The sequence below is a fragment of the Bradyrhizobium sp. GW821-FHT13H05 genome (genome assembly GCF_058804065.1).
Window position 1 is genome coordinate 723151 of the sequence record NZ_JBXAPO010000001.1, and the last position, 13601, is coordinate 736751.

The 13601-nt window shown below is 65.0% G+C and carries 12 protein-coding genes; 8 read left to right on the forward strand and 4 right to left on the reverse strand.

Annotation, left to right across the window (positions count from 1 at the left end; all coding sequences use genetic code 11):
- Window positions 1-139 precede the first annotated feature (139 nt).
- Window positions 140-1522: a lytic murein transglycosylase gene (locus tag AC1RR3_RS03415; protein WP_492819794.1), complete on the forward strand. Its 1383-nt coding sequence runs from the start codon at window positions 140-142 to the stop codon at window positions 1520-1522.
- Between the two features lie 194 nt (window positions 1523-1716).
- Window positions 1717-3417, forward strand: a complete 1701-nt coding sequence (locus tag AC1RR3_RS03420; protein WP_492819309.1) for an SGNH/GDSL hydrolase family protein — start codon at window positions 1717-1719, stop codon at window positions 3415-3417.
- Window positions 3418-3580: 163 nt separating this feature from the next.
- Here the strand turns inward: AC1RR3_RS03420 and AC1RR3_RS03425 are convergent, their stop codons facing one another.
- Together AC1RR3_RS03425 and AC1RR3_RS03430 are read right to left on the reverse strand one after the other, a co-directional pair.
- Complete coding sequence (locus AC1RR3_RS03425; RefSeq protein ID WP_492819310.1) at window positions 3581-3955, reverse strand: CsbD family protein; 375 nt, start codon at window positions 3953-3955, stop codon at window positions 3581-3583.
- 73 nt (window positions 3956-4028) lie between these two features.
- On the reverse strand, window positions 4029-4766 hold the full coding sequence (locus AC1RR3_RS03430; RefSeq protein WP_492819311.1) for an SDR family NAD(P)-dependent oxidoreductase: 738 nt from the start codon (window positions 4764-4766) through the stop codon (window positions 4029-4031).
- 100 nt (window positions 4767-4866) lie between these two features.
- Between AC1RR3_RS03430 and AC1RR3_RS03435 the strand changes: the two genes are divergently transcribed.
- Both AC1RR3_RS03435 and AC1RR3_RS03440 read left to right on the forward strand, forming a co-directional pair.
- Entirely contained in the window at window positions 4867-5646 is a 780-nt protein-coding gene (locus AC1RR3_RS03435; protein ID WP_492819312.1) for an SDR family NAD(P)-dependent oxidoreductase, read from the forward strand.
- Window positions 5647-5849: 203 nt separating this feature from the next.
- Complete coding sequence (locus tag AC1RR3_RS03440) at window positions 5850-6737, forward strand: TauD/TfdA dioxygenase family protein (protein ID WP_492819313.1); 888 nt, start codon at window positions 5850-5852, stop codon at window positions 6735-6737.
- Between the two features lie 188 nt (window positions 6738-6925).
- Here AC1RR3_RS03440 and AC1RR3_RS03445 read toward each other — a convergent pair whose 3' ends face one another.
- Window positions 6926-7570, reverse strand: coding sequence for a YqgE/AlgH family protein (locus tag AC1RR3_RS03445; protein WP_492819314.1), 645 nt, complete (start codon window positions 7568-7570; stop codon window positions 6926-6928).
- Window positions 7571-7712: 142 nt separating this feature from the next.
- Between AC1RR3_RS03445 and AC1RR3_RS03450 the strand changes: the two genes are divergently transcribed.
- Together AC1RR3_RS03450 and AC1RR3_RS03455 are read left to right on the forward strand one after the other, a co-directional pair.
- Window positions 7713-8552: a protein-disulfide reductase DsbD domain-containing protein gene (locus AC1RR3_RS03450; protein ID WP_492819316.1), complete on the forward strand. Its 840-nt coding sequence runs from the start codon at window positions 7713-7715 to the stop codon at window positions 8550-8552.
- Between the two features lie 136 nt (window positions 8553-8688).
- Window positions 8689-10065 (forward strand): flippase, encoded by a 1377-nt coding sequence (locus AC1RR3_RS03455; RefSeq protein ID WP_492819318.1) that lies wholly within the window; start codon window positions 8689-8691, stop codon window positions 10063-10065.
- 12 nt (window positions 10066-10077) lie between these two features.
- Here AC1RR3_RS03455 and AC1RR3_RS03460 read toward each other — a convergent pair whose 3' ends face one another.
- The gene (locus AC1RR3_RS03460) at window positions 10078-11052 is read right to left on the reverse strand and encodes a LysR family transcriptional regulator (RefSeq protein ID WP_492819320.1); all 975 of its coding nucleotides are present in this window, start codon (window positions 11050-11052) and stop codon (window positions 10078-10080) included.
- A 137-nt stretch (window positions 11053-11189) separates the two neighbouring features.
- Here AC1RR3_RS03460 and AC1RR3_RS03465 point away from each other — a divergent pair, with 137 nt between their 5' ends.
- Window positions 11190-12212 (forward strand): carbon-nitrogen hydrolase family protein, encoded by a 1023-nt coding sequence (locus AC1RR3_RS03465; protein WP_492819322.1) that lies wholly within the window; start codon window positions 11190-11192, stop codon window positions 12210-12212.
- Window positions 12213-12278: 66 nt separating this feature from the next.
- Window positions 12279-13598: an ABC transporter substrate-binding protein gene (locus tag AC1RR3_RS03470; protein ID WP_492819324.1), complete on the forward strand. Its 1320-nt coding sequence runs from the start codon at window positions 12279-12281 to the stop codon at window positions 13596-13598.
- The last annotated feature ends 3 nt before the right edge of the window (window positions 13599-13601 follow it).

The window sequence follows — 13601 nt, forward strand, 5'->3', positions numbered from 1 at the left end:
GCCAACAAAGGCGGATGTGGGGCCTCGCGCTCACAGAGTTAAGAAAAAATCAGCCAACAAAATTTCACCTTTGTTAAGCTATTGGCAACCGTAACAGGGCCTCCTGAGGGCGGATTTTCAGCCGGACAGGCAGGGTATGATGCAATCAGTGGCGGCGCTGGCAAAACGTGCTGGATTAGTGACGGGCGGGACGATGCTTGCGGCCGCCTTGCTGCTGCCCGTCGGCGCGCACGCGCAGGCGCAGAACGGCCTGTCGAACCTGTTCGGCGGTATTTTCTCCGGCTCCAATCCGGCGCCCGCGCAGGCCACGCCCGGCCCCGGTGGCGCCCTGCCCTGGACCGGCGAGGACGGCGCTTCCGGCCATCCGCTGATGACGGCCTCAGCGATCCGCGAGGCGGCCGGCAATTTTGACAATTGCGTTGCGGGCATGTGGCCCGATGCCGCACGCCGCAACATCACCCAGGAAAATTTCCAGCGCTTCACGGCCGGGCTCTCACCCGATTTGCGCATCATGGACCTGATGGACTCGCAGCCGGAGTTCACCAAATCGATCTGGGACTATCTGGACATCCTCGTGAACGACAACCGCCTCGCCAAGGGCCGCGAGGTGCTTGCCAAATACAAGGCGCAGTTCGACGCTACCGAAAAGGCCTATGGCGTCGATCGCTACATCATCGCCTCGATCTGGGGCATCGAGTCCAATTACTCGACGCAGATGGGCGACCGCAGCGTGCTGCAATCGACCGCGACGCTCGCCTGCGTCGGCCGCCGCCAGGCTTATTTCAAGGACGAGTTCCTCTCGGCGCTGGAGATCCTCAACCGCGGCGATCTCAGGCCCGAGCAGATGCGCGGCTCCTGGGCCGGCGCCTTCGGGCCGACCCAGTTCATGCCGACCGCATTCAAGCGCTTTGCCGTGGACGGCGACGGTGATGGACGGCGCGACGTCGTCGACAATCCCACCGATCTGATCGCCTCCACCGCCAACAATCTGAAGAAGGACGGCTGGCAAGCCGGCCAGACCTGGGGCTTTGAGGTCGTGGTGCCCCAGGGCTTCAACTACATGCTGGCCGATCGCGCCAAGGCGATGGCGATCACGCAGTGGGAGAAGCTCGGGCTCAAGCGTCCGACGGGCCAGCCCTTCCCGCATCCGGCTGAAAAAGCCTACCTGCTGGCGCCGGCGGGCGCGCAAGGCCCCGGCTTCCTGATGCTCCAGAACTACCGCGTCATCATGAAGTACAACCCGGCCGAGGCCTACGCGCTGGCGATCGGCCATTTTGCCGACCGACTGCGCGGGGGGCAGCCCTTCGTGCAGCCCTGGCCGCGGCAGGAACGGGAGCTGTCGCGCACCGAGCGGCTGGAACTCCAGCAGCTGCTGGCCCAGCGCGGCTTCTACAAGGGCACCCCGGACGGTCAGTTCGGCGGCCAGACCCGGGAGGCGCTGCGTAACTTCCAGGCCTCGATCGGGGTCCCCGCCGACGGATTTGCCTCTTCCGACGTGCTGGATCGCCTCCGCGGGCGGTAAAATCGCCCCGAAAGTAACCCTGAACAGGGATTTTGCCCGATGGCCTTGACGGGGATGGCTGTTCCCCGGTGTATGGCCCACAAATCTGCGGAAGAATTTGCAGGAAAATCTGCAACGGAAACTGCCCGTTTGGCGCCTGATTCCGTTATTATATTGAGCTACCTCCGATCCCCATTGCGCGTGCCCGAGATCGCATGTCGAAGAAGTCCCTGTTCAAGGCGCTGACCGAGACCGGCCCGTTGATCGCGCTGGGGACGGCGCTTGCGATATTGGTCTCCATTGCGGGACCTGCCTCGGCGCAGTTCTTCAACTTCCCCGGCTTCGGCGGTCCGCCGCAGCGCTCGGCCCCACAACAACGAGGCGGCGGACGTGACGGCGGATGGTTCGGCGGCGACTTCTTCGCGCCGTTCCAGCAGCAACAGCCGCAGGCGCCGCGTCAGGATTTTTCGCGCGCGCCGGCACCTGGCAAGCGCGACACCATTCCCGACAAGAACGTGCTGGTGATCGGCGACGCCATGGCCGACTGGCTCGCCTATGGTCTGGAAGACGCCTACAGCGAGCAGCCCGACATGGGCGTGATCCGCAAGCACAAGACCACGTCCGGCCTGATCAAGTACCAGCCGAAGGGCGAGCCCTCGGACTGGACGGCTGCGGCCAAGGGCATCCTCGAGACCGAGAAGCCCGACGTCATCGTCGTCATGCTCGGCCTCAACGACCGCATCGCGATCCGCGAGCCAGTGGCCGAGAAATCCGACAAGGCCTCGGACAAGGACAAGAAGAACGACAAGGGCGCGCGCGCCAAGCCGCAGGGAAAGCCCGGCGATGCCAAGCCCGATACGGCCGCCAAGCCGGACGACAAGCCCGCCGACACCGACCTGCCGCAGGATGATGCCGACAACGCCGATACGCCTGCGGCCACGCCTGAGAAGACCGCGCGCAATCCGAACGGCCTCTACGAATTCCGTGACGAGCGCTGGGTCGAGCTCTACGGCAAGAAGATCGAGGAGCTCGCGGGCGTCCTCAAGGCCAAGGGCGTGCCGGTGCTCTGGGTCGGCCTGCCCGCGATCCGCGGCCCGAAGGGCACCGCGGACATGCTGTTCCTGGATTCGCTCTATCGCGAAGGCGCGGCCAAGGCCGGGATCACCTATGTCGATGTCTGGGACGGCTTTGTCGACGAAGCCGGCCGTTTCCTCCAGAAGGGCCCGGACTTCGAAGGCCAGATCCGTCAGCTCCGCAGCTATGACGGCGTCTATTTCACCAAGCCCGGCGCGCGCAAGCTCGCGCATTATGTCGAGCGCGAGATCACGCGCCTGCTCGCGGGCCGCTCCGGCCCGATCGCGCTGCCGAGCGAGCCGGCGACGCCCGACACCAGCGTCGAGCCCGGCAAACCCGCGCCGCGGCCGCTGGCCGGCCCGATCGTGCCGCTGATTGCGGCCTCGATCTCGACCGATCAATTGCTGGGTGGCCCGGGGTCGCGTCCCGCCGCCGTCGATGCGCTCGCCGCCAAGACGATGGTGAAGGGTGAGCCGCTGAGCGCACCGGCCGGCCGTGCCGATGATTATGCCTGGCCGCGCCGCGAAGTCGGCCGCGAGCAGGCCAAAGGCGATACGCCGATGGCCGCGACGACGCCTGACGGCGGCGCTGCGGCTCCCGGCACGCCGGGGGCGGCCGCTGCGATCGCGCCGCCAAAGCTCGCACCGAAGAAGCCGCCGGTGGTGCAGCAACCGGCACAGGCCCAGCCATCAATTCGCGATTTCTTCGGCTTCGGCTCTCCGCAGCCAGCTCCGGCACCGCGTCAATTGGCGCCCGCGCCGGGCCCGCGCAATCCCAATCCGAACCCGGGAATTCCGCGTCCGCCGGGCAACGTCGGACGATCCGCGGAAGTGGTGCGGTAATCGATCTCGTGTCCCGGACGCGTCGCAGCACCTCTTGGTGATGCGACGCAGAGCCGGGACCCAGCTTCTTCCAACATTCACAAAAAAGAATGGGCCCCGGCTCAGCAAAGCAGCGTTTCACGCTGCATTGCGTCCGGGGCACGAGAGTGCGTGTTTGCGGCTATTAGCCGTAATAGCGCCAGCGCGGCGGCGGGCGACGCGCAGGGCGCGACATCAGAAGCGCGAGTGCGAAGCCGATCCCGCCGGCGATCAGGAGCGAGCCGAGCGGATTGTCCTGCACCTTCTGGGCAATCGCCTGCGAGCCGTCGCGCAGGGTTTCGGCCGGCTTGTCATACGCGTCCTTGGCGTAGCTTGCCGCGGTGTCCGTGGCGTCACGCACGGCATCCTTGGCCTGGCCGTAGAGATTTTGCACGGTGCCGGCGGCTTCGCGCGCCTTGCCAGACGCCTGTGTCTGCGCATCGCCAGCGAGATCACCGACGGCGCCTTCGGCGCGTCCGGCGAATTCCTTGGCAGATCCGACAATTCGATCCTTGTCCATGACAGTCCTCCTCGGGGGTCAGCCGGAGTAACCGATCAGGAGCGGCGCAGTTCCAAAAGCCGAGAGCAATCGCCTAGAGAATAAGCCCGCCGTCCACGACCAGCGTCTGGCCGATGATGTAGGACGACAGTGGCGAGGCCAGAAACAGCGCCGCGCCCGCCATGTCGGCCGGCGTGCCCAATCGCCGCAGGGGAATGCGCGACAATGCGCCTTCAAGCCGCTTGGGATTGTCGGTCGTCACCTTCGTCATCTTGGTGTCGACGAGGCCGGGCGCGATGCCATTGACGCGGATGCCGTCCTCCGCCCAGGCCTCGCCCAGCGTGCGCGTCAATCCGACCGCGCCGGTCTTCGAGGCGTTGTAGGCGGGATTGCCCATGGTCGAATGATAGGCCGCGGTCGAGGACACCATGATCAGCGCGCCCTTGGAATCCCGCAACATGGAATGAAACCGCGTCGCGCACGCCATCAGGCTCATCAGATTGACCTCGACGACCTTGCGGAAACCGCTCATCTCGAATTCGCCGCGGCGATAGATCACCGCGCCCTGCGCGAGCACCAAAATATCGAGCCGGTCGAAGGACGGCTTGAACGCTTCGATCGCACTGGGATTGCTGACGTCGAGCTGTGCATAAGCAAGACCCGCGAGATCAGAGCCTTCCTCCGCCGAATATTCCATGGGCTGGGCACGCGTGCCGCAAACCGCGACAGCTGCGCCCCTCGCGCGAAAGGCCTGCGCGATGCCGTTGCCGATGCCGCTGGAACCGCCGACGACCAGCACTTGCTTGCCCGAAAAATCCAGCTCGTTCGCCATCGCGGCCTCCCCTTTTGTTTTGCTTGTTTGACCTGTCTGCGGATCGATGCCAGCCTCGTCAATCTCATAACAAAAAACAAGCACGCCGCGAGGAAACAGCATGTCCGAGTTCAAGGAGCTCAGCCGGTCCGTGAAGGGCCTGACCGTTCTCGTCACGGGTGCTGCCAGTGGCATGGGGCGCGCGACTGCGCGCGTGTTCGCGAGCGAAGGCGCAAACGTCGCCGTCACCGATTATGACGAGCAAGGCGCGCTATCCGTCGCGACAGAGGTCGCGGCAAGCGGCGGACCGGCGAAGGCATGGAAGCTCGACGTCGCCGACGGCGGCGAGATCAAGCGCGTGGTCAATGATGCTGCCGCGCATTTCGGCGGGCTCGACATCATCGTCAACAATGCCGGCATCTCCGTGCGCGTCGCGATCGACGACGAGGCTTACGAGGACGCCTGGGCGAAGGGGATCGCCGTGATGCTGACGGCGCATCCGCGCATCATCCGCGCCGCGCTGCCGCATCTGCGCAAGTCGAAGAGCCCGCGCATCGTCAACATCGCCTCCACTGAAGCGCTCGGCGCCACTGCATTGCACAGCCCCTATTCGGCGGCAAAGGGCGGCGTCGCGAGCCTCACCCGCTCGCTCGCTGTAGAGCTTGGCCGCGAGGGCATCACCGTCAACTGCATCTGTCCAGGACCGATCCGCACAGGGATCACCGACCGCATTTCCGAGGAGCACAAGACGATCTACGCCAAGCGCCGCACCGCACTCGGCCGCTACGGTGATCCCGAGGAGGTCGCACACATGACGCTGAGCCTGTGCCTGCCGGCCGCATCCTTCCTCACCGGCGCGGTGATCCCGGTCGATGGCGGCCTGATGGCGCGCAACGCGTGAGAGGCATCAAAGGTGCGTAGCCCGGATGGAGCGCAGCGCAATCCGGGACGGTCTTTCCGCGGGGTGAGAATCCCGGATTACGCTGCGCTCCATCCGGGCTACGGGCAGCCATGCGCAGCTAGCGTTGACAACGTCTGTTACGGGAGTAACTTTTTCAGCAACAGAGCGGGAGCAACCGCTCGCGGTCCGCGGGAGAAAACGCCATGACGATCGCCATCCGGCAGCTTCAAAAACATTTTGTCGGCGAGGTTTCGGGCCTCGATCTGCGAAAGCCCCTCACACCGGATGAGGCGCGCGAGGTCGAGGCCGCCATGGACAAATATGCGGTGCTCGTCTTTCACGACCAGGACATCACGGACGAGCAGCAGATGGCGTTCGCGCTGAATTTCGGCCAGCGCGAGGACGCGCGCGGCGGCACCGTGACCAAGGAGAAAGACTACCGGCTCCAGTCTGGCCTCAACGATGTCAGCAATCTCGGCAAGGACGGCAAGCCGCTGGCCAAGGACAGCCGCACGCATCTGTTCAATCTCGGCAACTGCCTGTGGCATTCCGACAGCTCGTTCCGCCCGATCCCGGCAAAATTCTCGCTGCTGTCGGCGCGTCTGGTGAACCCGAAGGGCGGCAACACCGAATTCGCCGACATGCGCGCCGCCTATGACGCGCTCGACGACGACACCAAGGCGGAGATCGAGGATCTCGTCTGCGAGCATTCTCTGATGTATTCGCGGGGATCGCTTGGCTTCACCGAATATACCGACGACGAGAAGCAGATGTTCAAGCCGGTGCTGCAACGGCTGGTGCGCACCCACCCCGTGCATCGCCGCAAGTCGCTGTATCTGTCATCGCATGCCGGCAAGATCGTCAGCATGAGCGTGCCCGAGGGACGCTTGCTGCTGCGGGATCTGAACGAGCATGCGACGCAGCCTGAGTTCGTCTACGTCCACAAATGGAAGCTGCATGACCTCGTGATGTGGGACAATCGCCAGACCATGCATCGCGTCCGCCGCTACGACCAGTCCCAGCCCCGCGACATGCGAAGGGCAACGGTGGCGGGGACCGAGCCGACGGTGCAGCAGCAGGCGGCGGAGTAGGTGGTCCCGGCAAAGGCCGGGGCTACAGGGAGAATGCCGACGACGTGAATGCGACCGCCTCAACAAACTCCGTTATTGCGAGCGAAGCGAAGCAATCCAGAATCTCTCAGCGGAGGCAGTCTGGATTGCTTCGTCGCTTCGCTCCTCGCAATGACGGCTGTTAGAGCGTCACTTCACCCGCCACCAAGCTACGCGTGCCCGGCCTCGTTCGAGAGCATGCCGGGATCGATACCGATCTTGCGGAGCGCGCGGCCGTACTTCTCGTCGACGTCGTCGCCGAAAATCAAATCCGCATCCGCATCGCAATGCAGCCAGCCATTGCTCTGGATCTCGGTCTCGAGCTGGCCCGGCGCCCAGCCGGCATAGCCGAGCGCGAGGATGGCGTGCTTGGGGCCGGAGCCGTTGGCAATCGCGCGCAGGATGTCGACGGTCGCGGTAAGGCAGACGCCGTCGTCGATCCGGAGCGTCGCATTCTCGATGTAGAAGTCGCTGGAATGCAGCACGAAGCCGCGGCCGGTGTCGACCGGCCCGCCGCGCAGCACCTTCATGCTTTCGGCATTCTCGGGCAGCTTGATGTGCTCGCCCTTCTTGATGATGCCGAGCTGCTGCAGGAGCTCGGGGAAGTCGATGCTGCCGGCCGGGTGGTTGACGATGATGCCCATGGCGCCTTCGGCGGAATGGGCGCAGAGATAGATCACCGAGCGCTCGAAGCGCGCATCGCCCATCACCGGCATCGCAATCAGGAGCCGGCCGTCGAGATAGCCGGCCGAATTGGGAAGCGCGTGGCCCGCACTGCGGGTGCTCTCGCCCGTCCTCTTGCCTGTGGGAGCCATCGGTAAAGCACTCCGGTTTCAATTCCTATCCTGATGTCGGGCCGGGCCGCTGTCAAATCAAGGCTTGCAGAGACTTGATTCGAATGCATCCATCACAGGCAATTCAATGGTTTGCCCCGGGCTGACCCTGTAAAGACGTGCCATGCTTACACAAGTTCCCCTGCGTGCGGCGATCGGCGTCGCGACAACCCTGCTTGCGTCGTCACTGGCCCTCGCAGCCCGCGCCGACGATGCCTCACCCTGGCAGCGCGACGGACATTCCGCGGTGCGGCTACTGGCGGGATCGCGCAGCGGCGCGGTGCTGCTCGGCGGTATCGCCTTCCAGCTCCAGCCCGGCTGGAAGACGTATTGGCGCACGCCCGGCGATTCCGGCGTGCCGCCGCGGTTCGACTTCTCGAAGTCGGACAATGTCGAGGCGGTGACGATCATGTGGCCGGCGCCGCTGAAATTCGACGACGGCGCGGGCGGCCATTCGATCGGCTATCACGACCAGATCGTGCTGCCCTTGCGTATCGTCGCCAAGGCCGCCGACAAGCCGGTGACCCTGCGCGCCGAGATCAATTACGCGGTGTGCGAAAAGCTCTGCATTCCCGTCGAGGCCAGCACTGAGCTCGGCTTCAACAGCGTCGCCTCGACCGAGGATGCAAACTTGCGTGCCGCGCTCGACACCGTGCCCAAGCCTGCCAATGTCGGTGACCCCAATCCGCTCACCATCCGCGACGTCAAGCGTGACGGACCGAAGAACGTGGTGGTCGACGTCGTCGTGCCCGACAGCCGCAACGTCAACCTGTATGTGGAAGGGCCGACACTCGAATGGTCGCTGCCGATCCCGGAGCCGGTCAAAGACAGCCCGGCCGGCGTGAAGCGATTTACGTTCGAGCTCGACGGGCTGCCGCCGGGCGCCAAGCCTGACGGTGCCGCGCTGAAATTCACGCTGGTCGGGCCGGAGAAGTCGTACGAGTTCAATACGAATTTGGAATAGCCGTCATCCCTGGTCCCGCGCGCGACGCTGGGGCCACAGGGCCCATCCAACCGATTCTTAACGAATAGTTGCTAAGTGCCAGGGCTTCAGATCAAGCCTGCCGCAGCATGCGCCTGCGCCCTGGGGATTCGTCGACGTGACCGTGATGGATGCAGAACCCGCAACGACCGGACCGGCCGGGCTGATCGCGCGGCTGCGGGCTAAGCTCACCGGCGGATCGAGCGAGGCATCGCTGACGCGGCGGCTGGCGGGCACCATCTTCGTCATCCGCGTGATCAGCGCCGGCCTTGCCTATTTCTCGCAGGTGCTGCTGGCGCGCTGGATGGGCACCTCCGACTACGGCATCTATGTCTATGTCTGGACCTGGGTGCTGCTGCTCGGCAGCATGATGGATTTTGGCATTTCGGCGTCGGCGCAAAAAATCATTCCGGAGTACCGCACCAGCGGCGAGCAGGCGCTGCTGCGTGGCTTTCTCTCCGGTAGCCGCTGGCTGACCTTTGCCGTCTCCACGCTGGTGTCGCTCGGGCTTGCCGGCATCGTCAAACTGCTGTCGCCCTGGATCGATCCTGCGGAAGTGCTGCCGCTCTATATCGGCTGCATGACGCTCCCCGCCTTCGTCGTCGCCAACACCCAGGACGGCATCGCGCGCTCGCATGACTGGATGCAGCTCGGCCTGATGCCGCAATTCATCATCCGCCAGGCGCTGATCATCGGCATCACGGCTGGCGCCTTCCTGCTCGGCTATCATCTCGGCGCGGTCGCCGCGATGGTCGCGAGCGCGGGCGCGGTGTGGATTGCAATGACCGGGCAGATGCTGGTGCTGAACCGCAAGCTCGCCGATCACATCGAGCCCGGCCCCAAGGCCTACGACATCGGCGGCTGGCTCGCCGTCTCGTTGCCGATCCTGCTGGTCGAGAGCTTTTACCTGCTGCTGTCCTACACCGACGTGCTGGTGCTGCAGCAGTTCCGGCCGTCCGACGAGGTCGGTGTGTATTTCGCGGTCGTGAAGACGCTGGCGCTGGTGTCCTTCATCCACTACGCGATGTCGGCGACCACGGCGCACCGCTTTGCCGAATACAACGCCAGCGGCGACAAGACGCGGCTGTCGGCCTATGTCGCGCATGCCATCAGCTGGACGTTCTGGCCGTCGCTGGCGGCGACAATCGTGCTGCTCGCGCTCGGCAAGCCGCTGCTGTGGCTGTTCGGACCGCAATTCACGGTCGGCTACGACATCATGTTCGTCGCCGCGATCGGGCTCGTGGTGCGCTCTGCGATCGGTCCCGTGGAGCGGCTGCTCAACATGCTCGGGCAGCAGAAGATCTGCGCGCTGGCCTATGCGCTGGCCTTCGTAATGAACGTGGTGCTCTGCATCATCCTGGTACCGCGCTTCGGCGGCCACGGCGCCGCGGCGGCGACCTCGATCTCGCTCAGCTTCGAGACGGTGCTGCTGTTCTGGATCGTGCGGCAGCGGCTGGGGCTGCACGTGCTGGCGTTCGGACAGCGCACGGCTTAAGCCGCCGCGCCCTCAGCCGCTTTGAAATGCGACGACCGCGGCATCCGCCACCAGCAGCGCATCGAGCATCTTGCGGCCCGACGCATCCGCCTGCATCAGCGGGTCGGACTTGAACATCGCCTTGAGATAGCTCGAGACGGCGCGGATGCGCGGCACGAACTGGAGATCGCTGTGGACGTTGATCCAGACGTCCCGCGTCGTCGACATCTTTTCGTGCAGCACCGGAACAAGATCGCTGCGGCCGGCCACCGCGAAGCTCGGCAGCAGCACGAGGCCGATGCCGCCGGCGGCGGCGTTCATCTGCGCGATCATGCTGTTGGAGTGAAAGCTGACCGGCGGATTGCGGATGATGTCGTCGAGCCAGCGCACCGAGTCGAGCTGGATCAGATCGTCGATGTAGGTGACAAAGCTGTGGCGCGCGAGGTCCGCCGGCCGTTCGGGCATGCCCTCGCGTGCGAGATAATCCTGTGAGCCGTAGAGGCCGAGCTGAAAGCTGCCGAGTCGCTCGGACACCATGCCCTGTCCCGGCGGACGGAAGAAGCTCAGAAAGAGATCGGCCTCGCGGCGATTGACCGAGACCGCCTGTGGCGAGGTCAGGAGCTCGACGGTGAGGTCGGGATAACGCTGCCGCAATGGTGCGAAGCGGAACGCGAGATAGAGCGAGGCGATGCCCTCCATCGTGGCGAGCCGGACCCGGCCCGCCATCCGGCTGCCACCGCGCTGCACGTCCTGATGCATCGCAATAACGGCGCTTTCGATCCGCTCGGCGTGGCAGAGCAGGCGCTCACCGGCCTCGTTGACGCGCAAGCCCTGCGGCGAACGCTCGAACAGCGTCGCGCCGAGCGTGCATTCGAGATGCGCGATCCGGCGGCTGACGGTGGACTGATCGACCCGCAGCCGCTTCGCCGCGCTGCCCAGGCTGCCGCCGCGGGCCGCGTGAAGGAATACCTTGAGGTCGTCCCAGTCGAGTGAGTTGAACTCTTGCATGCCCCCTCCAAACAGCAAGCGTTGTGCCAGCGCCGTACGGTGGGACGGATTGTCGCCCCCTGCAAGCCGTCTTGCAGGATTGTCTGTATCGAGGTGTCGGGGACCCCACTAGCCTGTCCTGAACCAAGGACAGAGCCATGCTTCCCCGCTTCAAGGCCGCTGCGGTGCACGCCGCGCCGGTGTTTCTCGACCGCTCGGCGACCACAAAAAAGGCAATCTCGCTCATCCGTGAGGCAGCCGCCGCCGGCGCCGAAATCGTGGCATTTTCCGAGACCTTCATTCCCGCATTCCCGGTATGGGCTGCGCTCTGGGCTCCCATCGACAATCACGACCTGTTCGTGCGCATGGCCGACCAGTCGGTGCTGGTCGACGGCCCCGAGATCAAGGCGATCCGCGACGAAGCGCGTGCGCTCGGCGTCGTGGTGTCGATCGGCATCAGCGAGAAGTCGCCGGCGAGCGTCGGTGCCATCTGGAATACCAACCTGTTGATCGGCGAGGACGGCGAGATCCTCAACCATCACCGCAAGCTGGTGCCGACCTTCTACGAGAAGCTGATCTGGAGCAGCGGCGACGGCGCGGGCCTGCGCGTCGTCGACACCAGGATCGGCAGGATCGGGCAACTGATCTGCGGCGAGAACACCAATCCGTTGGCACGCTATTCGCTGATGGCGCAGGGTGAGCAACTGCACATCTCGAGCTGGCCGCCGGTCTGGCCGACCCGCCGGCCGGCCGGCGGCGGCAATTACCACATCGCCGCAGCGACCCGGATCCGGGCGAGCGCGCATTGCTTCGAGGCCAAGGTGTTCGGCCTCGTCACCGCCGGTGTGCTCGACAAGGCAGCGCGCGACATGCTGGTGGCGCGCGATGCCGCCGCCGCCGCCGTGCTCGACGCAACGCCGCGCGCGGAAACCTTCTTCCTCGACCCGACCGGAGAGCAGATCGGCGAGGCGCTCCGCGACGACGAAGGCATCCTCTACGCCGAGATCGACCTCAACCGCTGCGTCGAGCCAAAGCAGTTCCACGACGTGGTCGGCTACTACAACCGCTTTGACATTTTCGACCTCCGTGTCGACCGCCGCCGGCTCAATCCGGTGTCCTTTGTCGGGGGGCCCGCGACGCCACCGGACGCGACGAGCGATCATATCGATGCCGGAGCGTGAGCCCGGATCTGTTTCAACCGCAATCCACCGGCCGAGCTGGCGGTGATGAACCACGGAAGGTGAGTCATGAAGTTTGACCGTCGTCAGATCCTGCTCGGAAGCGCCGGCGCCGCCGCCGGCCTGATGCTTCCAGCCAGCGCAGCCTGGGCCCAGACGCCGGCGAGCATCGGCACCTTCCCGGACGGCGTCACCGCGGACTCGGTATTCGTCGGATTGACCATTCCGCTCACCGGCGTGTTCTCCGGCGACGGCGGCGACCTCAAGCTCGGCTACGAGCTCGCGATCGCGCAGATCAATGCGGGCAGCGACGCCGCGAAGACATGGGGATTGCAGGGCAAGGGCGTGCTGGGCCGCCAGATCCGCTACAAGGTGTCGGACACCGAAGGAAAGCCCAATCTCGACGTGCAGAGCGCCACGCAGTTCATCCAGCGCGACAAGGCGATCATGGTGTCCGGCTCGGTGTCGAGCGCCAGCGCCATCGCGCTCGAAGAGCTCGGCTCGCGCGAGAAGGTGCTCTACATGGTCGGCATCGCCGGCTCCAACGACATCACCGGCAAGAACTGCCAGCGCTACGGCTTCCGCTCGCAGCAGAACGCCTACATGGCGGCCAAGGCGCTCGCGCCGGTCGTCGCCAAGGCGCTCGGCAAGAACATGAAGACCGCCTTCCTGGTGCCCGATTACACCTATGGTCATACGGTGTATGACAGCTTCGCGAAGTTCTCGAAGGAGCAGGGCTGGCAGCAGGTTGCGAAGGAGGTGGTCCCGCTCGGCACCACCGACTATTCCTCGGCGCTGCTCAACATCGCCAACAGCGGCGCCGACGTGTTCGTCAACATCGCCTTCGGCGCCGACGCGGTCGCCTCCACCAAGCAGGCCGAGCAGTTCGGCGTGCTGAAGAAGATGAAGCTGGTGGTGCCCAATTTGTCCTCGTTCCAGGACAAGGAGCTTGGCGCCGAGATCATGCAGGGCGTCTATGGCAGCTGCGACTTCTGGTGGACGCTGTCGGACCGTTATCCGCTGGCGAAAGGTTTCGTCGACGCCTTCGTCGCCCAGAACAAATATCACCCGCGCTGGGGCGCCCATATCGGCTACATGCAGACCTATCTCTGGGCGCTGACGGTGGAGCGCGTGAAGAGCTTCAATCCGGTCGAGATCATCAAGGCCATGGAGGCCTCGAAGGAAGCTCCTTACGAGACCACGATCGGCAAGGTCTATTTCCGCGCCGAGGATCACCAGATGGTGCGTCCGATCCCGATCCTGCGCGGCAAGGCGCCGGCCGAGATGAAGGGCCCGGAAGACTATTACGAGATCGTCGACGTCGCCGAAGGCGAGAGTGTGATGAACCCGCCGGACCAGTTCGGCTGCAAGCTCGGCCCCTATATCTGAGCC

Coding starts and splice junctions, on each gene's coding strand:
- AC1RR3_RS03420 (WP_492819309.1), top strand. CDS start 1,717: ATGTCGAAGAAGTCCCTGTTCAAGGCGCTGACCGAGACCGGCCCGTTG.
- AC1RR3_RS03415 (WP_492819794.1), top strand. CDS start 140: ATGCAATCAGTGGCGGCGCTGGCAAAACGTGCTGGATTAGTGACGGGC.
- AC1RR3_RS03445 (WP_492819314.1), bottom strand. CDS start 7,570: ATGGCTCCCACAGGCAAGAGGACGGGCGAGAGCACCCGCAGTGCGGGC.
- AC1RR3_RS03470 (WP_492819324.1), top strand. CDS start 12,279: ATGAAGTTTGACCGTCGTCAGATCCTGCTCGGAAGCGCCGGCGCCGCC.
- AC1RR3_RS03460 (WP_492819320.1), bottom strand. CDS start 11,052: ATGCAAGAGTTCAACTCACTCGACTGGGACGACCTCAAGGTATTCCTT.
- AC1RR3_RS03450 (WP_492819316.1), top strand. CDS start 7,713: ATGCTTACACAAGTTCCCCTGCGTGCGGCGATCGGCGTCGCGACAACC.
- AC1RR3_RS03440 (WP_492819313.1), top strand. CDS start 5,850: ATGACGATCGCCATCCGGCAGCTTCAAAAACATTTTGTCGGCGAGGTT.
- AC1RR3_RS03465 (WP_492819322.1), top strand. CDS start 11,190: ATGCTTCCCCGCTTCAAGGCCGCTGCGGTGCACGCCGCGCCGGTGTTT.
- AC1RR3_RS03425 (WP_492819310.1), bottom strand. CDS start 3,955: ATGGACAAGGATCGAATTGTCGGATCTGCCAAGGAATTCGCCGGACGC.
- AC1RR3_RS03430 (WP_492819311.1), bottom strand. CDS start 4,766: ATGGCGAACGAGCTGGATTTTTCGGGCAAGCAAGTGCTGGTCGTCGGC.
- AC1RR3_RS03435 (WP_492819312.1), top strand. CDS start 4,867: ATGTCCGAGTTCAAGGAGCTCAGCCGGTCCGTGAAGGGCCTGACCGTT.